14 protein-coding genes and 1 riboswitch are annotated in these 23,399 nt (G+C 66.4%); of the genes, 4 read left to right on the forward strand and 10 right to left on the reverse strand.

The window, feature by feature from the left end:
- Positions 1-375 precede the first annotated feature (375 nt).
- Positions 376-735, reverse strand: coding sequence for an L-fucose mutarotase (locus OZ10_RS01605; protein ID WP_039414738.1), 360 nt, complete (start codon positions 733-735; stop codon positions 376-378).
- A 2-nt stretch (positions 736-737) separates the two neighbouring features.
- On the reverse strand, positions 738-2,039 hold the full coding sequence (gene fucP, locus OZ10_RS01610; RefSeq protein WP_039414740.1) for an L-fucose:H+ symporter permease: 1,302 nt from the start codon (positions 2,037-2,039) through the stop codon (positions 738-740).
- Between the two features lie 180 nt (positions 2,040-2,219).
- On the opposite strand from fucP, the gene OZ10_RS01615 reads away from it, so the two are divergent.
- A complete protein-coding gene (locus tag OZ10_RS01615) occupies positions 2,220-2,996 on the forward strand; it encodes an IclR family transcriptional regulator (RefSeq protein WP_039414742.1) in 777 nt (258 codons plus the stop codon).
- A gap of 355 nt (positions 2,997-3,351) precedes the next feature.
- A riboswitch (yybP-ykoY riboswitch) is annotated at positions 3,352-3,512 on the forward strand.
- A gap of 12 nt (positions 3,513-3,524) precedes the next feature.
- On the forward strand, positions 3,525-4,109 hold the full coding sequence (locus tag OZ10_RS01620; protein ID WP_039414746.1) for a manganese efflux pump MntP: 585 nt from the start codon (positions 3,525-3,527) through the stop codon (positions 4,107-4,109).
- Between the two features lie 106 nt (positions 4,110-4,215).
- Here OZ10_RS01620 and OZ10_RS01625 read toward each other — a convergent pair whose 3' ends face one another.
- The 3 genes from OZ10_RS01625 to OZ10_RS01635 form a co-directional block, all read right to left on the reverse strand.
- A complete protein-coding gene (locus tag OZ10_RS01625; protein WP_039563745.1) occupies positions 4,216-7,665 on the reverse strand; it encodes a hybrid sensor histidine kinase/response regulator in 3,450 nt (1,149 codons plus the stop codon).
- 1,079 nt (positions 7,666-8,744) lie between these two features.
- On the reverse strand, positions 8,745-11,144 hold the full coding sequence (locus OZ10_RS01630; protein WP_039563746.1) for a GH36-type glycosyl hydrolase domain-containing protein: 2,400 nt from the start codon (positions 11,142-11,144) through the stop codon (positions 8,745-8,747).
- 2 nt (positions 11,145-11,146) lie between these two features.
- Positions 11,147-12,529 (reverse strand): MFS transporter, encoded by a 1,383-nt coding sequence (locus OZ10_RS01635; RefSeq protein WP_039563747.1) that lies wholly within the window; start codon positions 12,527-12,529, stop codon positions 11,147-11,149.
- A gap of 157 nt (positions 12,530-12,686) precedes the next feature.
- Between OZ10_RS01635 and OZ10_RS01640 the strand changes: the two genes are divergently transcribed.
- Both OZ10_RS01640 and OZ10_RS01645 read left to right on the forward strand, forming a co-directional pair.
- Positions 12,687-13,271, forward strand: coding sequence for a gluconokinase (locus OZ10_RS01640; RefSeq protein ID WP_068873823.1), 585 nt, complete (start codon positions 12,687-12,689; stop codon positions 13,269-13,271).
- A 652-nt stretch (positions 13,272-13,923) separates the two neighbouring features.
- A complete protein-coding gene (locus OZ10_RS01645) occupies positions 13,924-15,654 on the forward strand; it encodes an outer membrane protein assembly factor BamB family protein (RefSeq protein WP_039563749.1) in 1,731 nt (576 codons plus the stop codon).
- Between the two features lie 390 nt (positions 15,655-16,044).
- Here OZ10_RS01645 and OZ10_RS01650 read toward each other — a convergent pair whose 3' ends face one another.
- The 5 genes from OZ10_RS01650 to OZ10_RS01670 form a co-directional block, all read right to left on the reverse strand.
- Complete coding sequence (locus tag OZ10_RS01650) at positions 16,045-16,272, reverse strand: hypothetical protein (RefSeq protein ID WP_039412260.1); 228 nt, start codon at positions 16,270-16,272, stop codon at positions 16,045-16,047.
- Positions 16,253-16,702 carry a 3-dehydroquinate dehydratase gene (locus OZ10_RS01655; protein ID WP_039412262.1) on the reverse strand — a complete coding sequence of 150 codons (450 nt, stop codon included), beginning with the start codon at positions 16,700-16,702 and terminating at the stop codon, positions 16,253-16,255. Before OZ10_RS01655 ends, OZ10_RS01650 begins: the two co-directional genes overlap by 20 nt.
- 9 nt (positions 16,703-16,711) lie before the next feature.
- Positions 16,712-17,140: a hypothetical protein gene (locus OZ10_RS01660; protein WP_039412264.1), complete on the reverse strand. Its 429-nt coding sequence runs from the start codon at positions 17,138-17,140 to the stop codon at positions 16,712-16,714.
- Between the two features lie 290 nt (positions 17,141-17,430).
- Positions 17,431-21,285 (reverse strand): translocation/assembly module TamB domain-containing protein, encoded by a 3,855-nt coding sequence (locus OZ10_RS01665; protein ID WP_039563750.1) that lies wholly within the window; start codon positions 21,283-21,285, stop codon positions 17,431-17,433.
- Complete coding sequence (locus tag OZ10_RS01670; RefSeq protein WP_139051253.1) at positions 21,282-23,066, reverse strand: autotransporter assembly complex protein TamA; 1,785 nt, start codon at positions 23,064-23,066, stop codon at positions 21,282-21,284. Before OZ10_RS01670 ends, OZ10_RS01665 begins: the two co-directional genes overlap by 4 nt.
- Positions 23,067-23,399 lie beyond the last annotated feature (333 nt).

Consider the following 23,399-nt stretch of genomic DNA (forward strand, 5'->3'; position numbering starts at 1 on the left):
CCCTTCTCCCGCCTGCGGGAGAAGGTGCCCGCAGGGCGGATGAGGGCGCGGGCTCAGCGCACGGAATAACGAACGGCTGACACGCAGCCCGCTGCAGACACCAAGCAGATGGGGATGCATGGCACAGACACACCACCGCGCCGGTGCCAAACCCAAGCACGCCCTTCTCCCGCCTGCGGGAGAAGGTGCCCGCAGGGCGGATGAGGGCGCGGGCTCAGCGCACGGAATAACGAACGGCTGACACGCAGCCCGCTGCAGACACCAAGCAGATGGGAGTGCATGGCACAGACACACCACCGCGCCGGTGCCAACGCCAAGCACGCCCTTCTCCCGCCTGCGGGAGAAGGTGCCCGCAGGGCGGATGAGGGCGCGGGCTCAGCGCTGCGCCTGGATTGCCTCGCTCAACGCGAAGATCCGCCCCGCCTCGCGCCATTTCTCTCCAGACGCGCTGCCCGGCAGCGGTTTCTGGAACCGCCACATCAGGTCTTCCCAGGCTTGAATCCGCGGATCACCCGCATCGCGCGCCGCCTTGGCCGCCGGGTCGTAGTCTTCGCCGACCTCCATCAGCATCACCAGCCGGTCGCCACTGCGAAAGATCTCCAGCTCGCGGATGCCGGCCTGCTGCAGCGAGGCCACGACCTCCGGCCATACCTCATCGGGCCGATGCCAGCGCTCGTACTCGGCGATCAGCGCCGCATCGTCGTGCAGGTCCAGCACATAGCAAAGACGCGGCATGCTCAGGCTCCTGCAATCACGGGCGCCGCGCGACGGGCACGCAGCGCGAACAACAAGATCACCGCAAAGCATGCACCCGGCACCACCATCGCCCAATGGATGCCTGCCATGTCCGAGACCCCGCCCATCACCGCAGTAAGCAACGCGCCGCCGATGATGGACATCACCAGCAATGACGACCCCAACTTGCGTGCGTCGTCATGCATGCCGTCCAGCCCCAGCGCGAAGATGGTCGGGAACATCACCGACATGAACACGCTGGCGGCCACCAGTGCGTACAGCCCGGTCCAGCCCGGCAGCGCGATGGCCACTGCGCACAGCACCAGATTGATCGTGGCAAAACTCGCCAGCAATTTGGCCGGCGCCAGATACCGCAGCAGCGCGGTGCCCACGAACCGCCCAGCCATGAACAGCACCAGCGAGATGGTCAGATAGGTCGCTGCAGTTTTTTCCGGCGTGCCCGGCACGGCATCCTGCAGATAGCGGATCAGGTAGCTCCAGATACCAACCTGCGCGCCCACGTAAAAGAACTGCGCCACCACCGAAAACACGAACAGCCGGTTACGCAGCAATTCGCTGAAGCGGGCGCGCCTGGGTGCTTCGCCGTGGGTCGCCTCCGGTGTGCCGGTGGGAAAGCGCACCAGCGCGATCAGGATCGCCCACAGCACCACCACCACACCGATGATCAGGTACGGCATCTGCACGGCGGCCGATTCGGTGGCGAAGAACGCCTCGCGCGCGGCCGGCGCCATCGCTGCCAGCTCGGCCGGGCTGTGCTCCACGCCGGAGAAGATGAAGTGCTGGCCCACCAGCACGCCGGTGATCGAACCGAGCGGGTTGAACGCCTGCGCGAGGTTCAACCGTCGCGCCGCGCCGTCGGCGGGCCCCAGCACGGTCACCAGCGGATTGGCGGTGGTTTCCAGAAACGCCAGGCCACTGGCAATCACGAACAACGCCAGCAGGAACAGCCAATAGGTGTGCACCTGCGCAGCCGGATAGAACAGGAACGCACCGCACGCATACAGCAGCAGGCCCAGCACCACCGCAGCCTTGTAGCTGTAGCGGCGCATGAACATCGCCGCCGGCATCGCGAACACGAAATAGCCCATGTAAAAGGCGCTCTGCACCAGCCCGGCCTGCAGGTCGGTCAGTTCGAAGGCCTTCTTGAACTGCTTGATCAGGATGTCGTTGAGGTTGTTGGCCATGCCCCATAAAAAGAACAGGCTGACGATCAACAACAGGGGAACCATGGCGGTACGCGCCAGGTTGCCGCGCGGTGACGCGGCAATGTCACTGTGATGCATGCGACCGATCCCCTCCCAAGGCTGTGGCGCTTGCGTTGCAATCCAGCGAGCGTACTGCGCACGCCAATGCCATGCAAATATAAAATCTTTGTTTATATTTGCACGCACAGCATCCCGCTGACCCGTGCTTGCGATGCCTGTACCCTGGCGCGCCGCACCCTGCCCTGGAACCGCAAACGGATGAGCACCGAACCCGCCAAGTACCGCGCGCCGGCCCTGGACAAGGGCCTGGACATCCTGGAGCTGCTGGCGCGTGACGCGCGGCCGATGAGCATGGGGGCGATCTCGCAGGGTGTGGGGCGCTCGCGCGGGGAGATCTTCCGCATGCTGCAGGTGCTGGAAGAACGCGGCTACCTGATGCGCGACGCCGAGGGCGACTATGTGCTGACCAACCGGCTGTTCATGCTCGGCATGCAGCAGCCGCAGGTACAGAACGTCACCGAAGCCGCGCTGCCGGTGATGCGGCGCCTGGCCGATGCGATCTGCCAGCCCTGCCATCTGGTGGCGCCGTCGGGCGACCAGATCGTGGTGATCGCACAGATGGATGTGCCCAGCGACCTGGGCCTGGTGGTGCGCCCGGGACATCGTCGCCCGCTGGCCCACTCCACGTCCGGCCTGGTGCTGTTCGCGTTTCAGCAAGCCGACGTGCAGGCGCGCTGGCTGGAGGCGCTGGACGCCAGCGCGGTTGCCTACGACCGCGCGCAGTTCCTGAAGGACGCGCAGCAAACACGTCGCGATGGCTATGCGATGCACGCCAGCGAAGCGGTCGTCGGCGTGATCGACCTCACCGCCCCGATCCTGCAGCACGGTAGCGCCACCTACACGCTGACGGTGCCCTTCATCGAACGTCGCCCGGAGCTGGTCAACGCGCGCGCAGCGCTGCAAGTCCTGTGTACGGCAACCGCCGAGATTTCCGATGCGCTGATGTATCACCCGCCACGCGCATTGGGCGGGTGAATCGGGCCAGAGCGGGCTTGGCGCTTGGGGCGATGTCGCACGTGCGCGATCACCGGCGATGGGGTGACCGACAAGACGGGGCAATGCCGCGTGGAGCTGCGATGGCACTCGAACGACAGTGATTGCACGCGCCTCAGCTGCGACTGCGGCAGATCGACGCGGCTATCCGTTGCAGTGGCCTGGGCAGCGCCTCCGCGGTACTCGACGCGGCTGTGCCGTGCAGTTGTGAGCGGCGTGATTTTCCGCAGGAAGCCAGCATAGCGGCCGCTACGATAGCCAAGGCTATAAAGATCAGACCGACCTTCGCGTGCGGGCAAAACGCCCGAAAGCGCGTTTTGCGTTGTTACACTGCGCGCCCCTTGGGGAGTAGCCTGCTTTCGTCCATCGAAAGCGCCTGCATCAACATCCTCGGCCGTTGCGCCGTGGTGCAGGCAACCAGTGTGGTTTGGCGAGACCAACGACATGCGTGCCTGACGATGGTTGGCGCGGGCGCATGCCGTTGTGAACGTGCCCAACCCGAGCGTGTCGATGTCTCCTGTTTCCATTGTGTTGATCGGTTTTGCGATGTCCACCGATGCCTTTGCCGCCGCCATCGGCAAGGGCGCGGCGATGCGCAAGCCGCAGTGGCGTGACGCATTGCGCGCCGGCCTGGTCTTCGGCTGCATCGAAGCCATCACCCCGGTGATCGGCTGGCTGCTGGGCCGTGCCGCCTCCAGCCACCTGCAGGCCTTCGATCACTGGATCGCCTTCGGCCTGTTGGGCGCGTTGGGCGTGCACATGATCGTGGCCGGCCTGCGCAACGAACCGGACGATGCCGAAGACGCAGCCTCCCAGACGCCGAAGCGGCACGGCTTGCTGGCCTTGGCCACCACCGGTTTTGCCACCAGCATCGACGCGATGGCAGTCGGCGTCAGCCTGGCATTTCTCGATGTGCACATCGGCGTGGTGGCGGTGGTGGTGGGCCTGTGCACCTTCAGCATGGTCACCGCCGGCATCATGCTGGGGCGTGCACTGGGCGCCTTGATCGGCAAGCGCGCCGAGATCCTCGGCGGTGTGATCCTGGTGATCGTTGGCAGCGTCATCCTCTACGAACACCTCAGCGGCGCGGCATAAGCGCAGGCAGTTGTCGTAGGAGCGCACCCGGGCGCGACGGGGCATTACCGGGAAAGCCCCATCGCGCCCAGGTGCGCTCCTACGATGCATGGCAGGGATGCACCCGTCAGCGGGTTTTCGCGTCGTGATACGCACTCAGGAACGCGCGCAGCGAGGCCGGTTTCACCGGCTTGGTCAGCAGGCGGTAGCCGCGTTCGCGCGCAAGCTGTTTGAGCTCGTCGCGGCCGTCGGCGGTGAGCAAGGCGCCGGCAATCGGTGCGGTTGCCGCAGCCTGCACGGCGTCGAGCGTGTCCAGGCCATCCAGGCGGTCGTGCAGGTGATAGTCCACCAGCATCAGGTCCGGTTGTTCGCGCGCACGCTCCAGCGCCTGATCGACGGTACTGGCGGTGATGACTTCCACCTGCCAGCGGCCAAGCAGCGCGCGCATGCCGTCGAGGATTTCGCGGTCGTTGTCCACGCACAGCACGCGCAAGCCGGCCAATGAATCGCCACTGGGCAACGCGCGCGTGGCCGGCACCGGCAACAGCGGCGCCACCGGGACCGCCGCCACGCGCGGCAGCAGAATCGAGAACATGCTGCCGCGGCCGACCTGGCTGCGTGCGCTCAAGTCGTGATCGAGCAGGCGCGAGATGCGTTGGCAGATCGACAGGCCCAATCCCAGGCCCTGCTCGCCCCAATCGAACGGCTGCTGGTAGCGGCGGAACTCCTCGAAGATCTGCCGCATGTGATGTTCCGGAATGCCCGGGCCGGTGTCCCACACCTGCAGCTCCACCTGCTGCCCGCGCCCGCGCATGCCCAGCACGATGCGCCCCTGGCGCGTATAACGCAGCGCATTGGCCAGGAAGTTCTGCATCACCCGGCGCAGCAGCCGGCGGTCGCTACGCACCCAGATCGTGCGGCTGTGCACCTGCAGGCGCAGGCCACGGCTGGCGGCCACCGGTGCGTACTGCGCAGCCAGTTCGTGCATCAGTGCGCTGGCATCGAAATCCTCCACCGTTGGCCGCAGGCCACCGGCATCCAGGCGCGAGACATCGAGCAAACCATCGAGCAGTTCTTCGGCCGCACGCAGCGAGGCATCCACGCGCTCGGCCAGATGGCGTTGTTCTTCGTTGTTCTGGTGGCTCTCGCGCAGCGCGGAGGCGAACAGGCGTGCGGCGTTGAGCGGCTGCAACACGTCGTGGCTGATGGCGGCCAGAAAGCGGGTCTTGGATTGCTGCGCCAGCTCGGCCTCGCGCGAGCGATCGGCCACGCGCTGTTCCAGGTTCTCGTTGGCGTCCAGCAGCGCGCGCTCGGCGCGCTTGTAGTCGGTGATGTCGTTGTAGCTGGTGACATAGCCGCCGCCGGGCAGCGCCTGGCCACGCATCTCGATCACCTTGCCGTCGCTGCGGGTGCGCTCGAACACATGCGGCGAGCCGGCACGCATGTGGCGGATACGGCGGTCGATCTGGTCTTCGATATCGCCCTCGCCCAGCTCGCCACGCTCGGCGTTGTAGCGGATCAGGTCGGCCACCGGGCGGCCGACGTACAGCATGCCGTCGGGGTACCCGAACAGCTGCTGGTAGCGCCGATTCCACGCGGTCAGGCGCATGTCCGGATCGACCACGCTGACCGCGGCACTGATGTTTTCCAGCGTGGTGGACAGGATCTCGCGATTGAAGCGCAGCTCCTGGCCGGCCTCGTCCAGTACCGCCACCACTTCACCCAGCTCCATGCCCGAACCGCGCAACAGGCTGGTCAGCACCAGCCGCGCAGACGCCGCACCGATGGAGGCTGCCAGCAGGCGCTCGGTGAACTGCACCCAGGCGCGGTCGGCCACCACGGCCGGCTGCAGCTCGCGCTCCAGCAACTGCGCCTGCTCCACGAACGCACGGCGCGCATGCCGCTCGCCCACCACGCGCTCGGCCAATGCCTGCAGGTCGCCCACCCGCACATGTCCCGGCCATTCGCCGGCCACCGCCGGACGCTGCGCATACGGGTCCAGGAAGGGCGCGGCACGCAGCCGCTCGTCCACCCCGGGGCGCCAACGCGCCGAGACCAGCATCATCGCACCGACGTTGATCAGCAACGACCAGAAGGTGCCGTGCGCCAGCGGGTCCCAGCCGCGCATGCCGAACAACTGCTGCGGCTGCAGCCACGCAATGCCGAATGGCCCGTCCACCAACCACTCCGGCTGCAACCAGCCCGCACGCGTGGCGGCCGGCAGCAGCAGCGTATAGATCCAGGTCATGAAGCCGAGCACCATGCCGGTCTCCACGCCCTTGCGGCTGGCGCCGCGCCAGTACAACCCGCCGATCACGCCCGGCGCAAACTGCGCCACCGCCGCAAACGCCATCAACCCATACGCGGCCAGCGTGGTGTCGTTGGCCACGCTGCGGTGATAGCCGTAGGCGACCAGCGCCAGCAGCAAAATGGCGACGCGGCGGATCCACAGCACGCGCGAAGCCACTGCCGCACGCGCGTTGGCGCTGACGCGGCGGCGCAGCAGCACCGGCATCACCAGATCGTTGCTGACCATGGTGGCCAGCGCGATGCTGGCCACGATCACCATGCCGGTGGCGGCCGAAAAACCACCAACGTAGGCCACCAACGCCAGCACCGTATTGCCCTGACTCAGCGGCAGCGCCAGCACCACCGCATCGTCCACCACCGCACTGCCCTTGCCGAACAGCGCGATGCCGGCCGAGGCGATCGGCACCACCATCGCCGAGATGATCACCAGGTACGCACCGAACAACCAGCGCGCGCGACGGATATCGCCGACATCGCTGCATTCGACCACCGCCACGTGGAACTGCCGCGGCAGGCAGATCACCGCCAGAAAGCTCAGCAGCGTCTGCGAAATGAACCCCACCGATGGCGTGTGCTCGAACATGGTGCGCGCCGAATCGGCGATATGCAGCTGGTGGTCGCTCAACCACAGCCAGGCAAACAGGCCCACCGCCACGATGGCGATCAGCTTGATCACCGACTCCAGCGCGATGGCCAGCATCATGCCGTGATGGTGCTCGGTGGCATCCACCTGGCGGGTGCCGAACAAGGTGGCGAACAAGGCCATCAACAGCGCCACATACAACGCCGGGTCGGCGAAGATGCCGCGCCCGGCGCTGCTATGCCCGGTCAGCACCTCCAGACTCATTGCCACCGCTTTGTACTGCAGCGCCAGGTACGGCACGATGCCGACCAGCGCGATCACCGCCACCAACGCCGCCAGCCGCCGCGAGCGGCCATAGCGCGAGGAAATGAAATCGGCGATGGACACGGTGTTTTCGGCGCGTGCGATCAGCGCCAGCCGCTCGATGATGCGCCAGCCGAACAGCAGCAACAGCAACGGCCCCAGATAGATCGGCAGATAACCGATGCCGTTGCGCACCGCCGAGCCGACTGCGCCATAGAAGGTCCACGACGAGCAGTACACCGCCAGTGCCAGGCTATAGACCGCCGGCCGCAGCCATGGCCGCTCCGGATACATCGGCCGGCGGTCGCCCCACCACGCCACGCCGAACAGCAACGCGGCGTAGCCCACGGAGACCAGCAGCAGGATCCAGCTTGATACCAAGGGGCGTTCCCAGGCGGCGCGATGCGAGCCTGGGAGTTTACGCAGTGGGAGTGGGGATTGGGGAATCGTGCCGGACTGTTTGGCGGAGGGCGAAGCCCTTCGGCCACCTCTGGCAGTTCCTGCCGTCTTGCAGGAGGCGTGGTGTCGTAATGTAGGCGTTGCACGCGTGCGCGCTGCCGGGACGCCGGTCCTTGAATCAGCCCCTCACTAGGGGCATCGGGCTGAAGGTCAAGCGCCCCCATCCGCCCTTCGGGCACCTTCCCCCGCAGGCGGGAGAAGGGAGCGCGGTTGCGATGTGCCATGCACTGGCCTGTCGCATCTCCGGCCCACCAAGCTGGCCAGAGGCATCGGGCTGACGGTCAAACGCCCCCCATCCGCCCTTCGGGCACCTTCCCCCGCAGGCGGGAGAAGGGACCGCGGTTGCGGTGTGCCATGCACTGGCCTGTGCATCTCCGGCCCACCAAGCTGGTCAGAGACGTCGGGCTGACGGTCAAACGCCCCCCCAATCCGCCCTTCGGGCACCTTCCCCCGCGGGCGGGAGAAGGGACCGCGGTTGCGTTCTGCCATGCACTGGCCTGTCGCATCTCCGGCCCACCAAGCTGGCCAGAGGCATTGGGCTGAAGGTCAAACGCCCCCATCCGCCCTTCGGGCACCTTCCCCCGCAAGCGGGAGAAGGGACCGCGGTTGCGGTGTGCGATGCGCAATCGCCTGTCGCATCTCCGGCCCACCAAGCTGGCCAGGGGCATCGGGCTGAAGGTCAAACGCCCCCATCCGCCCTTCGGTCCCTTCCCCCGCAGGCGGGAGAAGGGACCGCGTTTGCGGTGTGCGATGCGCAATCGCCTGTCGCATCTCCGGCCCACTAGGTCAGGCAGCCGGCAGGGAGCGTCTGCCGCATGGCGGTACGAGAGTGTGCAAGGCCGGGCGGCATGCACCGTTACGGTCGGCGACGATGCACCGCTACGGTCGGGCAACGCTGCGCCGTTGTCGCGATCAGCCGATGATGCGGGGGCCACCCCGTGTTGGCCGCTCCCCCTCTCCCGCCTGCGGGAGAGGGTGCCCGGAGGGCGGGTGAGGGCCGCTCAGCCCGGCAGCCGCACCTGCACCCGATACACCCGACCGGCGGTCACCGCGTGCACGCGCTGGTCCGCGCTGACCACACCATCCACCAGTACCTCCGTCGCCACCCGTCCGGCTTCGCGCTGCAGCTGTACCTCGAACTGCGCGCCCCGGAACTGGCGCGTGACCTGCGCCTGCGGCCAGTGCGACGGCAGCTGCGGACGGATCGCCAGCGCATCGCCCTCGCCGACCAACCCGAACAGACCTTCCAGCACGCAGCGATATACCCAGGCCACCGTGCCGGTGTTGAACAACTGGCTCGACCGCCCGGCGGTGCGCGGATACTGATGCCAGGCACCGCGGTAATAGTTGGGCAGCGACACCGGCAGATGGCCGCGCTGCAGCACGTCCTCGCGCGTCGGGCCCGGCAGCATCGCGCGCAGGATCTCCCACGCGCGGTCGGCCTCGCCGATCTGGTACAGGCTGTACAGATAGAACGCCACCGCGTGGTTGTAGACCGCGCCGTTCTCTGCCGCGCCCGGCCACTTCTGGGTCAGCCGCCCCACGTCGTCACGCATGTGCGTGTATGCCGGCGCCAGCATCACCGGGCCATACGGGGTGTGCAGCTGCTCACGCACGGCCTCCAGCAACGCCGCGCGTTGCTGTGCATCCGCAGTGCCGGCCAACAGCGCGAAACTCTGCGGATTGAGATAGATGCGCCCTTCCACGTCGTCGGCGATGCCGAAGCGCACACCATCGTCGGTGATGCCGCGTGCATACCAGTTGCCGTCCCACAGCTCGCGGTTCGCGTCGGCATTGACCGCGCCTACCGCCTGGCCAAACCTGTCCGCCTGCGCGCTGCGTCCGTGCGCGGCGCAGATGTCCGACCACAGCCGCAGCGCATACGCGGTGGCCACGGTCAGCCAGCCGGACACACCCTTGCCGCGCCAGCCGACCATGTTCATCGGGTCGTTCCAGTCACCCTGGGCGATGAAGCTCAAGCCGCGTGCATCGCGTGCGTCCAACAGCCACTGCATGGCCGCATCCAGCCGCTCGGCCACGCTCAGCGCCTGGCCGTCCTGCGTGCACACCACTGCTTCCAGCACGCTGGCATCATTGGTTTCGGCCAGATACGCGCTCAGGAAGATCGGCAACCACACGCAGTGGTCGGTATGCGGCACCTGATTGATGTATTTGAGCTCGGCGCCTTCCACCAGCAGGATGCCGTCCGGCATCGCGCCGCTGGGTTCCTGCTGTGACAGCGCATGCAGCAGCGCCGCACGCGCGGTAGCCGGCTGCAGGTAGGCCATGCCCATATGGTCCTGCAGATAATTGCGCGTCTGCGGATCGGTGGTCAGGCGATTGACGTCGCCGTGGTAGAACACCTGCCGCGGCAACCAGTGGTTGACCAGGTTGTCCAGCGCCGCATCCGGCGTGGCGATCTGCACGCAGCCATGGCCGGCCTGCAGGTACTGCGCATACTCACGTGCCGCTTGCGCAAAGCCTGCTTCCGACAGATAGCGCGCACGCAGCGCGGCGATTTCTGCATCGTCCTTGGCCGGCCCGAACGCAAAGCGGTACACGCTCGCCGCATCCGCTTCCAGATGCAGGCGGTATTGCAGCGCTGCCGCCGGGGTTTCGTAATGCGCCTCGCTGTTGCCCAGCTGCTCGGCCTGGATGGCAGAGGGCGCATGCAACCCGCCTTCGCCTTCGAACGCCAGTTGCTGCGCGTCCCAGGCCACCGGCGGTTGTTCGTGCAGCAGGAAGGTGCAGTCCTTGAAATCGCGCTGGCGAAAGTAGTCGTCCACCTTCTGGTACGGCGCCACGCTACGGCAGACGATGCCGCCCAGCGCCGGCTCGTAGCCGCCGGACTGATGCATCCACGACATGTAGCCAACCGGGAAATACACGTACAGGCTCAGCCTGCGCGCACGCCCGGAAGCGTTGTGTACGCGGCATTCCCACAGCTCCACCGCATCGTCGGTCGGCAGGGCCACGCACAGCTCCACCACGATGTCGTCATGCTGCACGCGCCAGCGCACATCGTGCTTGCCGGCGGAAAATTCGAATGCCTGCGGCTGCGCGCGCACCGGCTCGTGCGGCACCGAATACAAGGCGCCAGTGTCTTCATCCTTGAGATAGAAAAAGCGCCCGGGATGGTGCGCGTAATACGGCTGCTCCGGCATCATGAAGTTGCGCGCCTCCAGCACCGGCGCATGCGCGTACTTGGACGGCTCCGGCTGCATGAACTGGCCGGTGGCATAACCGCGACAGGTGAGCTGCAACATCATGCGGCGGTTCCATAGGAACCCGCCGGCATTGGGCATGGCCGTGGGGCTGTAGAGCGCGTAGCGCGCGCCGTCGGCGCTGGGCGCCAGCAAGGTGGACAGATCGTCGGACGCAGCAGGGGGCAGTGCAGACACGGTCAGGGGTGCTCCGGTTCGTCGCGCTTGCGCGCGGCCAGTTCGTGCTGGATGCGGCGCAGCAAGCCGTCATCCAGCGGATAGAAACGCATGGTCCAGGCCGCCAGCAGCGCCACCACACCGGGGATGACCGTCAGCAGCAGCACGATGCCGGTCAACGAGCCGGTGGACTGCGCGCTGTTGGCCACATAGCCCATGCCGGCCAGCACCCAGGCGATGCCGGCCGAGGCCAGCGCGCCGCCAAGCTTCTGCGAAAACGTGGCCGCCGCAAACGTCATCGCGGTGGCGCGCCGGCCGGTGCGCCATTCGGTGTAATCGGCGCTGTCGGCGTACATCGAAAACGCCAGCGGCGATTTCGGCCCCAGTGCCAGGCCGATCAGCATGTTCAACGCAAAGATGGCCCACACCGCATCGGCCGGCACGAAGAACATCGCACAGCTCAGCAGGCCGACCATCACCATCAGCCCGCACATCAACTGGCGCTTGTCCCAGTGCCGGGTCAACAGTGGCGTGATCGCCGCGCCCACACCCAACGCCACCGAATAGCAGCCCAAGAACAAGCCGACCAGATCCGGGCGCTGCACGTAATATTTGAGGTAGTACACGCCCGCACCGCCGCGCATGGTGATGGTGATCATGATGATCAGCGACAGCACGAACAGCACGCACCACGGCTTGTTCTGCAACAGGTCGGCGATGTCGCGGCGTACCGGCGTGCGTTGCTGCGGCGGCGGCTGCACGCGCTCGCGCGTGGTCAGGGCCACGCCGACGAACAGCGCCACCGCAATGGCGCCATACAGCATCATCGTGCGCTGCCAGCCCAGCGCATCGTTGCCGCCGCCGAACCAGCGCACCAGATCCATCGTGAAGTAATTAACCAGCGTGGTGCCCGCAAATGCACCGATGAACCGCAGGCTGATCAGACCGGTGCGCTGCTTGCTGTCGGCGGTGATCACCCCCGACAACGCCGAGTACGGAATGCTCACCACCGTGTAGGCCAGCATCATCACCAGGAAGGTGAGCGTGGCCCACACCATGCGCCCGTGTTGATCCAGCTCCGGGGTGGTGTAGGCAAGCACACCGGTCGCTGCCATCGGCACCGCGCCCCACAACAGATACGGGCGGAACTTGCCCCAGCGGCTGCGGGTGCGGTCGGCGATGGCGCCCATGGCCGGGTCGGCGATCGCATCGGCGATCTTGGTCAACAAAATCATCGTGCCGACTGCGGCAGCCGGCAGGTGCATGGTGTCGGTGTAGAAGATCAGCAGAAACGCCGAGATGTTGGCCCAGTAAAGATTCAGGCCCAGATCGCCGGCGCCGTAGCCGAGCTTTTCGCGCCAGCGCAGGGGCGCCGATGCAGGAGACGTTGCGGGGGGTGACGTCATCGGCAGACCTTCGCATGCGTTGTACCCGGCCGGGCACGCCGTTACGCTGGGTGCCCGCTCACCTGGCAAGGAGCGCCGACGCTACACCACGCATCGGCTGCCGCCAACGTGAAATCCGCTCAAATGCCGAATCGATCCGGAGATATAACCTGACGTGATGGACACCGCCGTCCCCGCCACGCCCGCGTCCGCTTCGCCCCTGGCCATCGTCGTGATGGGCGTCTCGGGCAGCGGCAAGACCACCATCGCGCAGGCGCTCGCCGCGCATTACGGCTACCGCTTTCTGGATGCCGACGACTACCACAGCGTGGCCGCACGCGCACAGATGGCCGCCGGCCAACCGCTCACCGATGCCATGCGCCTGCCCTGGGTGGAACTGCTGGCCGCGACCCTGCGCGACTGCGTGCAGGCCGGCGAATCGGTGGTGCTGGCGTTCTCGGGTTTACGCGGTACGCACCGGCAATTGCTGCGCGGCAGCGGCATACCGATGCGCTTCGTGTTCCTGCATGCGGCCCCGCACGTGATTGCCGCACGCCTGAGCGCACGCGCCGGCCACTTCATGCCGCCCAGCCTGCTCGACAGCCAGCTGCAGACCCTGGAGCTGCCGCTGGACGAAGCGGACGTGGTGTCGGTGGATGTGGACGCCACGGTGGCGGAGGTGGTGCAGGATGCGATCACGCAACTGGCGCTGATCGCTCCCCCTGCGGTGCACAACGCCGCACCCTCGCCTCAAAACGCCTGACGCACCAGCTAACGCGGCCCGGCATCGCACGCCCGGGCGTCTCCTGCTCACATGGGAGCAGGATGGCGCGCAGCACCGGATGAGGATGCGGGCCAAGCCCGTGGGTGCGGACGACACAGCGGCATCGCCCATCCCTTGACTCCTGAATATTCGGCGCACGAAGACGGCGAGGGCTCCAAGACACGCGTGACAACCGCGCGCAAGCAGTGCCATATCGTCAGAGAGGAGTGGGCATCAGAACGCGCAACGCGTGCAGTACTGCGTGGCAATGCCACCACCATCGCCACCAGAGATGGCCTCGCAGCGCGCAGCGATCGCGGCTTTACCGCCGGGTCGATCCACCACACAAGGTGGCGCAACATTTCCTGGTTACTTTTTGCAAACCGCTGATTTGCATGGACATCCGGCGCTTTCTGGCTGAATCATTTTTTCTATCGTACTCAAGCAAAATAGTGATGAATCATCACCATTTGTGCGATTAACGCACGCATTGAACGCAAATTTTGCGAGCTGGTACGACCAGATCCAAGCAGACCCGACCACTCTCTGAATGCAGCGGCCAGGCCGTGTTGCACGGTCGCCGCAATCGGCGATCTTCATCCAGCAGATCCGGGGGGATCCAGCGCTTCCTTCCATCAATGGACACGCCGTGATGACAAATCCCAATCGCCGTTTGCGCTTACGCAGTTTGACGCTCATCCCTTGCCTGCTCGCCAGCGCAATGGCTTTCGCCCAATCTGGCGCCACAACCGCGCAGGCACCCGTGTCGTCGCTGGATACGCAGGCGTTCGCGCGCTCCGGCGAGGTCTGGCGCAGCTTCGGCAATGCGCTGCCCTTCGCCAGTCCCACTAGTTGGCCGATTGCCGGCGGTGGTTATTTGAACCAGCGCTTCGCGCCAGGCGAGTGGAAGATCAATCGCAGCACCGTACCCTCGCTCAAGCCGGCGTGGACCCTGACCACCACCGGCGACATCTCGGCAACGCCCAGCATCGAGGGCGGCACGCTGTATGTCCCCGACTGGGGCGGCACGCTGTACAGCGTCGATACCCAGACCGGCAAGCCGAACTGGCAGGCCAAGCTGTCCGACTACACCGGCAAGAGCACGTCGCTGTCGCGGACCACCCCGGCCATTACCCCCAAGAGCATCATCCTGGGCGACATGGCTGGCGGCACCGTGCTGGCCCTGGACAAGAAGACCGGCAAGTTGCTGTGGAAGAGCGAGGTGGAAACCAATCCGCAGGCCCAGATCACCTCGTCCCCTGTGGTCTACGGAAACCGCGTGTACCTGGGCGTGTCGTCCAGGGACTACGAAAGTCTTGATCCGACCCATCGGTTCTCGTTCCGCGGCAGCGTCGTGGCACTGGACCTCGCTACCGGCAAGAAGGTGTGGCAGTTCTACAACGCACCCGAGGGCTATACCGGCGCGTCGACATGGGGCCAGGTTGCCGTCGATCCCATCGCACGCCGCATCTACTTCGGCACCGGCAACAACTACAACATTCCCGCAAGCGTAGGGAATTGCGTGTCCAACGCACGTTCGTACCGTGGCAGCGAACTGACGGTGCAGGATGAACTCGACTGCATGGCGCCGGACAACTATGTCGACTCGGTGGTCTCGCTGAATCTGGACACCGGCAAGCTGGTCTGGGCCAACCGGAACCAGGGGTATGACGCCTGGAACCTGTCCTGCATCCTCGCTCCCACCAATGGCCTGTGCCCGAATACCCAGGCGACCAATCTGACCGGGCCCGACTACGATTTCGGTGGCGCAGGCATCAACCTGTTTTCCGTACAGCGCGAGGGCAAGCTGCAGCAATTGGTCGGCGCCGGCCAGAAGAGCGGCATCTACTGGGCCTTCGACGCCAAGACCGGCGCCAAGGTGTGGTCCACGCAGGTCGGCCCCGGTGGCACCACCGGCGGCATCGAGTGGGGCGCGGCGTTCGACCCCCACAAATCGCGCGTGTATGTGGGGATCAACAACAATTTGAATACCCCCTACACGCTGGCGCCGGGCAATACCGTCAGCCATAACGGCGGCTCGTGGGCAGCGTTGGATGCGGCCACCGGCCGGATCCTGTGGCAGGTCAAGACGCCGGGCATCAACCCGGTCAACCCGGCCGTGCCGGCAGGTGCCCAGGGACCGATCAGCGTCTCACCCAACCTGCTGTTTGCTGGCTCGATGGCAGGCAACATGGTGGCCCTGGACAGCGACACCGGTGCCACGCTGTGGAACTACAAGGCGACCGGCTCGGTGATGAGCGCACCATCGATCGTGGACGGTGCGCTGTACTGGGGCTCCGGCTATGCGCGCAACAACTTCGGCGTCGCAGCCACGGCCAACCAGTTGATCAAGTTCGTGCCGGACGCCCCCGCAGGCAAGTAGGGGCAACGTGGATGCTCTGCGCAACCTGACGCGCAGCACGGCATGACAACGGCGCCACCTTCGGGTGGCGTCATTGTGTCTGCAGTTGTCGTGATCCTCGCGCTCGATGCGCAGGAGCATGCTGCATGTCTTGCTACTCGGGCATGGCCATAGCGAGGTACATTCGAGCTCCCATCCGGTGCAGTTGGCCGCAGCGCAGCGGCACTGTCTTTGAATCGCCGCTGCTGTGTGGGCGCTCATTCCTCCAGGCGATGCGATGCGCACGCCCTGCATACCGATCGGCCGCGGCAACGCCACGCGGCTTTGATCCGCATCCAACCCAGGTCACGTGTGGGTGCCTGCCAAAGCATCGGCGCACCGTCCGGCCGCGCTGTGGTAGCGGCAAGGCCGCTACAGCCGGGTCACCTGGCATAGCCGGATCTGCCCCGCCTCCAGCCCATGCGCCTCGGCCGCCCGGCGGCGCAGCGCGCATACCAATCCCGCTGCATCCAGCTCGCCGTCGGCAGGCACGTCCACGCTGTGCGTCAATTGACCCCACACCACCGGCCGGCCATCGCAGTAGCCTTCGTAGTCGGCAAAATAATGCAGCTGGCGCGGCTCAGGTCCCGACATGGACATCGCCCTGGATCTCCGTGCAGCCCAGATGCTCCAGCGCGATTTCCAGCCCGAGCAGATAACTCTGCGCGCAGTAGCCGCGCACGGTTGCAATGCAGGGCGCAAACCCCGGTGGCAAGCACCGCTCCGGCCGGTCCGCGCTGTCGTCGTGGGTCTCCACGAACGGATACGGCAATGCACCCAGCACACGGTGCAGACGCGCACTGTCCACGCAACTGCCCGGATCGATCAAGGCGATCTCCATCCGCGCCTGCCCCGCCACGCGCAAGGCATCCAGCAATTCCTGCTCCGACCCACAAGCCCGCAGTGCCACGGTCTTGCCCGCATCGCCGGCGCATTGCACCAGCTGGCGAATGACGGCCCGCGGCAACGGCTGCGGCCCACGCACCAGCGGCAGCGATGCCTCCGGCCCACGCACGATCATGATCGACATGGCGCCTCCTCAGGCAGCCACGCGCAACGGCGCGTGCAGCGACGGCAGACAGCGCGCAGCAATGCCGAGCGACATCGCATACGCACGCGGCGCATCGTGCGGCGTGATCACTACCGCCAGCGGCGCATGCTGCGCATGCAGCCACGGCTCCAGCTCCTGATCGGCATCGGTATGCAGCTCGATATACGGCGTGGGCAATGCATCCACGGCTGCCCGCAAGGCCCGCGCGCAACTGCGCTCGGACAAGGGCAGATCGCCCGAATCCAGCAACACCAGCTCCACCTCGGCATCGCCACCGGCCGCATGCAACTCGGCGATCAAACTATCCACATCGGCACACGCCAGCGTGCGCAACGCGCGGCCAGCACACTCAGGCAATTGCATCGGCACCGATGGCGCCGGAATCGCCTGAGGACCTCGCAAAATCAGGATGCACATCGTATTTGGCTCAACGCACCACAGTGCGGGAGTAGCAAGGTAGGACCGATGGGCATAAAGGGGCCATTCGCGCGCTGGTGCGCCGGCATAAAAAGTGCGTAATGCCTGCGCGATGCCGGTGTGCCGCGCCCGACAATGCGGCTGAAGAGGTTGTAGATAAAACTGCAGCGCTCAACCTGGCGATGCCTCACGCATGGCCGAACATCCCTTGATATCTGCATGTGTCAGGTCTCGACCTGACACATGCGGCGCCACGCACACCATGTGATGCACTGTTGTGCGATTGACTGTTACTTCTCCCGCCGCCAGTTCACCGAGCCCTTGGTCTCCACGGTGCTCGATTCGGCCTCGATATCGAAGCCGCGGCTGAGCAGGTATTTGAGCGTCAGCACTGAGCCGCTACCGACCATCGACACGCCATAGCCGACGTAGAGTTTCGGCGAGAGATACTTGCCGAAGCCCACCACCGAGCCGACGGTGCTGGATTCGCTCACCCCTGCTTCGTCCAGGCCGAGCTTGGCGCCGATCTGCGAGGCGATCAAGCTGCTGCCGGCCGAGAGTGCCGCCGAGGCGGCGCTGACCTGTTGGGTTTCGTCGCTGCTGGCGGTGGACAGGCCGCGGCCGAGCACCAGGTACGACAACGCTTCGGATTGCGACATGGCCGGCTCGGACCACACGTCGGCACGCGGCGATTCGGCGCGTCCGCTGACGTCGATGCCGGCGGTGACATCGCCGATCTTGCGTTCGGCGCGCAGGCTCACACGCGGGTCGGAGACGATGTTGTTGTTCCAGGTCAGCTGGCCGCGGCTGATGGTCAGGTCCTGGCCATAGGCCTTGTAGCGGCCGCGCACATCCAGCCCGCCGTTGGCGGTCATTTCGCGGCCCGGGCGCGCGCGGATCTGCATCTGCCCGCTCAGCCCGCCCTTCAGGCCGAAGCCGCTCATGTTGACCTTGTCGCCAAGCACGATGGCCAGGTCCATATCCAGCGGCGAGGCGGGCGTTTCTTCCGGGTCCACCGGGTCCAGCACCACCACGTCTTCGGACACCGAAGTGCCGCGATCCAGCCGCTCCAGGTCGATATCGGCTTCGGGCACGGTGACCTTGCCGCGCAGCTGCATGGTGTTGTCGGTGATGCCGAACTGCATGTCCGGATTGGCGATGATGCGCAACTCGCTGGTGTTGTAGGCCAGCACGTTTTCGCCGCGGATATTGAGCAGCAGCGGCGTGCTGGTGCCGAACCACGACAGCCCGCCATCGATGTTGAGCGTGCCCTCGCCGGACTTGGCCGAGGCGGTGATCTTGGCCGAGCCATCCGGCAGCGCGTCGAAGCGCCCCTTGCCTTCGCTCAGGGTCAGGCCCATCGAGGGGTACTCGGCGGTGAAATCGCTCAGCGTGGCGTCGCCGCCCAGCAGCGGTTTGTCGCGGGTGCCGCGCAGGCTCACATGGCCTTCGACCAGGCCCTTGGGCCGCACCACGTCAGCCACGACCAGCTCCAGCCAGTACAGCCGCGACATGTTGAGATACAGCTCGCCGTTGAGCGGTGCGTACGCATCCCAGCCGGTGTTGAACTTGGCATCCACAAAGCCCGCGCCCTGGAAACCGATACCGAGCTTGGCCTGGATCTGCTGCTGGGTGAAATCGGCCTGCACGCTGAACTGGTCGTAGCGCAGCAACTCGCCGCGATTGGGATTGCCGGCCACCGCGGCGTAGCGGGTTTCGCCGAGGCGAATGCCGCCTTCCGGCGAGGCGATACGCAGGCTGCCTTCCCAGGCGTTGCCGCGCGGCTTGAAACTGCCGTCCAGCGACAGCTCGCCACGCAGATAGATCTGGCGGCCTTCCTGCTTGGGCAACCACGGTTGCACCAGCGCCAGCGGCAGTGCATCGCCATGCACCACCATGCCCTCACGTGGCCAGTTGGCGCTGGCACACAGCGCGCCGCCGGTGGCCGCGCCCAGGCAGGTATCGGACAAGGTAAATGCGGCGCCATCGGTGCTGAACTGCGCCGGCTGGCGCAGCGCCCAGGCATCGCCCTTGGCGGGGGCGATCCGCAGCGTGGCGACCTGGCCCTGCCAACGCTCGCCATTGCGGCGCATATCGCCCTGTAAGGCGACGCTGGCCATGCTGTTGGCAATGTCGGCATCCAGGCGCAAGGCTTCCACCGCACCACGCGCCTTCACGCGCACGCTGTCCAGCACCACGCCCGCCTCGATGGCGGTGCCCTGCAAGGCCAGTTGCCCGTCGCTGCCGCGCCACGGCAGGCGGCCGCGCAGGCTGATGCTCTGCGCGCTATAGCTGTCCCAGCGCAAGCCATTGCCGGCGATGTCGGCGGTGATGTCCGGCGCATCACGCTTGCCGCTGACCTGCAGCTGCCCACGCACCACACCGGTGGCGCCCGGCAGCACATCGTCCAGCTGCAAGGGCTGCAGCTGCGCAGCGATGTCGAGCTGGTCGCCCACCTTGCCCTTGGCGTTGATGCGGCTATTGCCCAGCGCCAGTTGCAACTCACCCTCGCCTTGTTCGCCACGCAGTGCGAACTTGCCATTGGCCGACAGCGCGCGTTGACGCAGCTGGCCGGTCAGGCTGGGGATGTCTGCAGTGGCCTCGAAGCCCGGCGAGACACCGCCGGCCGGTGCCGGCAGCTGGCGGCCCTTGGAGGCGACTTTGCCAGAGAGATTGCCGTTCCAGCCCGGCGCGAAATAGCCCGGATCGAACTTGGCCAGCTGCGCGGTGACGTCCCACTGCAGCTCCGGCGTCCAGCCCACCTCGCCGGTAAGATCCAGCGAACCGCCCGGCGTTTTCGCCTGCACCTGCTTGAGCTGCGCGCGTTGATCGTTGCCGCGGCTATCGAACACCAGCGCGGCCTGCTGGCCGTCGCGTTGCAGCGTGGCGCGGCCGATGGCCGCCCATGCCTTCAAGGTGCCGGCAATGCCCAGGCGCGCCTCTTGCAACTCCACCGGCACCAGCGGTGCATCCGGGGTGGCCGGGTCCGGCGTCGGGGTGAAGCGCAGGCCGCTGGCGTTGACGGCAAAGCGGAAACTCGGATTCTGGGTATCGCGGAAATCGGCGGTGCCGCGCAGCTGGGTGCGACCTTCGAAGGTGTCGATCACCAGCGGTTCGACGGTCAGTACCTGATCGGCCAGGCTGATATGCGACGGCTGCAGGGTGGCGCTCAACTCGCCCTGTTTGATGCTGCCCTGCAGGTCGGCGTTGCCGCCCTTGCCGGAGGCGGCCAGGTTCAATGCGATCGGCGTGGCCGGCGCGCTGGGCGCGCCATCGGCGGCCGGAATCAACAGCGAGGTGTCCAGCGCCTCGGTGACCGCCTTGAACGCCCAGGTCGGATCGTCGCGGCCGGTGAACACCAGGCTGGCCTGCAGCGGTGCCGGCGCGCGGCCGGCGATGGCCACTTCCATCTTGTCCAGATCGCCGCGTGCAACCAGCCCGAGGCTGGCCGGCGTACGCCCGCGCGCGGCCGGCAGCACTGCGGTGGCGGTGAGATCGGCGTGGTAATCGTCGTTGGGAAGGTAGTCGCCATGCAGGCGAAAGTCGCCCATGTCGGTGTCGACCACCAGATCGCGCGTGCGCAGTTCGCCGGTGGCCACTTCCAGGCCGCCCTGCACGGTGTGCAGCACGATCATCGGCTGCCGCAGTTGGGTGATGCGCAGGTTCTGCACATCGATCTTGTCGGCCTGGATCGCCAGCGGCACGTTGATCTGCGGCAGCGACTCCGGCCAGCTGGGCAAGGTGAACGGTTCGTCGCTCTTGCCGAGGTTCAAGGTGGCATTGCTCACCTGCACGGCGTCCAGTTGCAGCTTGCGCCCTAGCAGCGGCCGCAGATCCGGCTCCAGGTACACGCGCTCGGCGGTAAAGTGGATGTCCTGGTACTTGAAATCGACGTTGCGCAAGGTCAACGGGCCCGCTACCGGGCCTTCGACGGTGCCGTAGGTAAAGCTGGCGCCCACCGGCAGGCGCGCCACCACCTGGGCCAGCAACACATCGCGCCCGGCCACGGTCTGCAGCAACCAATAGATCGCGATCAAGGCCAGCAGCACCAGCCCGAGCACGGTCAGGCCCGAGCCCACCCAGAAGCGGCGCCGGCGGTAGAAGCGCGCGCGGCGCGGCGCGGAGGGCGGCGTGGGTGTACTCACAGGTTGGCACCGATATCGATATACAGTTGGAACTGCGAGTCGGGGTCGTTCAGGCCGTGCGCGATATCCACGCGCACCGGCCCCACCGGCGAGCGCCAGCGCAGGCCGAAGCCGATACCGGTATGCCAGTCGGGCGTGTTGTCGAACGCGCTGCCGCTGTCGACGAACACCGCCCCGCCCCACGGCCCGCCCTTGAGGTAATGCTCGTACTCGGCACTGGCGGTGACCGCATTCTTGGCACCCAGTGCGAATTCGTCCGGCTTGGGCGTGCGCGGGCCGACTTCGCGGAATGCATAGCCGCGGATGCTGTTGGCGCCGCCGGCAAAGAAGCGCAGGCTCGGCGGCATGGCGACCAGGTCGCTGGTCCAGGTGGTGCCGCCTTCGCCGCGCAGGATCACCCGCCCGTTGTCGCCGGCGCCCAGGAACCAGCGCAGCTGCCCATACAGCTGGCCGAAGTTGGTGTCCGAGCCCGCCCCCTCGGCGCCGCCACGGATGAACATTTGCGCCGACACGCCACTGCGCGGAAACAGGCGGTCGTCGACATTGACGTAGTTGGCCTGCAACTGCGGATAGATCAGGGTGGAGGTTTCGTATACAGCCCCTTCGAAGTCGTTGCCGCTGCTGAAGCGCCAGCGCTCGCGCAAGGCGTTGATGGACGCGATCGCGCTCCAGCGCTCGTTGATCTGGCCACTGCGGCTGCCGGTGAGCTTGACATTGCGCAGGTCGATGTACTCGGTCTGCTCGTCATACAACCGCGCCGAGGCCGTATACCAGCCGTCCAGCCAGCGGAACGCGGGGACCCGGTAGCTGGTGGTCAGGCTCTTGCGGTTCTGCGCGTAGTCCAGCTGCGTGTCCATCTTGTGGCCGCGCGAGTTGACGTAACGCCGCTCCACGCCGCCGCGCACACCGGCGCCGCTCTCGCTGCCGTAGCTCAGGCCGGAGGTGTAGATGGTGCGCTTGGCGCGGGTGAGCTTGACGTCCACCGGCACGCGGCCATCGGCATCGGCCTCCTCGGGCTTGGGCTGGATATCGATGCTGCTGAAGTAATCCAGCTTGGTCAGCGACTCGCGCAGCCGGTCCAGCTTGCCCTCGTGGTAGTAGCTGCCCTCGTCCCAGTACACCAGCGGGTCGAACAGCCCGTCGCGGAAGTAGTCGTAGTCGAAGCGCACCTTGCCCATGTCGTAGCGGCGGCCGCTGTCCCAGTTCAGATCGATGTCGGCAGCGTGTTCGGCGCGCGTCACCGCCACCCGGCGCTGGGTGAAATCGGCATCGAAATAGCCACGCTCGGCCAGGCGCCGGGTGATGCGCACCTTGCTGGCCTCATATTGCGGATGACTGAAAACCTGGCCTTCGCGCGGCTCGAACTGCTTGAGGTCTTGCCCCAGGTAGCGGTCCTGCTCGGCCCAGCCGGTGATGGAGATATGCGAGGTGCGCACCCGCACCGGCTCGCCACGGTCCACCGTGATCACCACCGTGACCCGGTCGCCGTTGCGCGGCGCCGCCAGCTCGATGGTCGGCGAGTAGTAGCCGAACGGCTCCAGCGCCTCGCGCGTCTGTCGCTCGGCCTGGGCCAGCAGATATTCCAAGCGCGACTCGCCCTGCTCCTTGCCCACGGCCTCATACAGAGACAGGGAGACCTCGATGTTCTCGATCATCTCGGCATCGTCGCCGTCGTCCAACCCCTTGATCTCGATCTTGTCGATGGTTGCCCGCGCCAGGGCCGGTCCAGCCAGGACGCACAGCAGCAGAAGAACGGGTCGAACCCGGAAGATGAATCGCATCGGCGCAGGATACCGGCAGGACCGCGAAGGTCTGTTAATGGGACGTCTAGGGGTCGAGAGTGCCATGTCGTCTGTCACGTGCGCATGCACACGCCTGCATAGGAGGCTCGCCGGATGAGAGGACAGCGCCGTAGGCTTCCCGGGAATCGGCGGAGATAGCACCCGCGTACCGTCAGCCCGCACATGGCGCAGTAGTGTGGCGTTGTCCCTTCTCCGCGGGTAAAGCGTCTGTGCCACGGGGTCGCACTACGGCAGCAACGCTGCAGCGCACCACTGATGATCGGTCAGGCGCTGTCGTCCCCAGCCGGCGCGTGACGGCAGCGGCACCGTCAC

The sequence above is a fragment of the Xanthomonas cannabis pv. cannabis genome (genome assembly GCF_000802365.1).
GTDB classification, from domain to species: Bacteria; Pseudomonadota; Gammaproteobacteria; order Xanthomonadales; family Xanthomonadaceae; genus Xanthomonas; species Xanthomonas cannabis.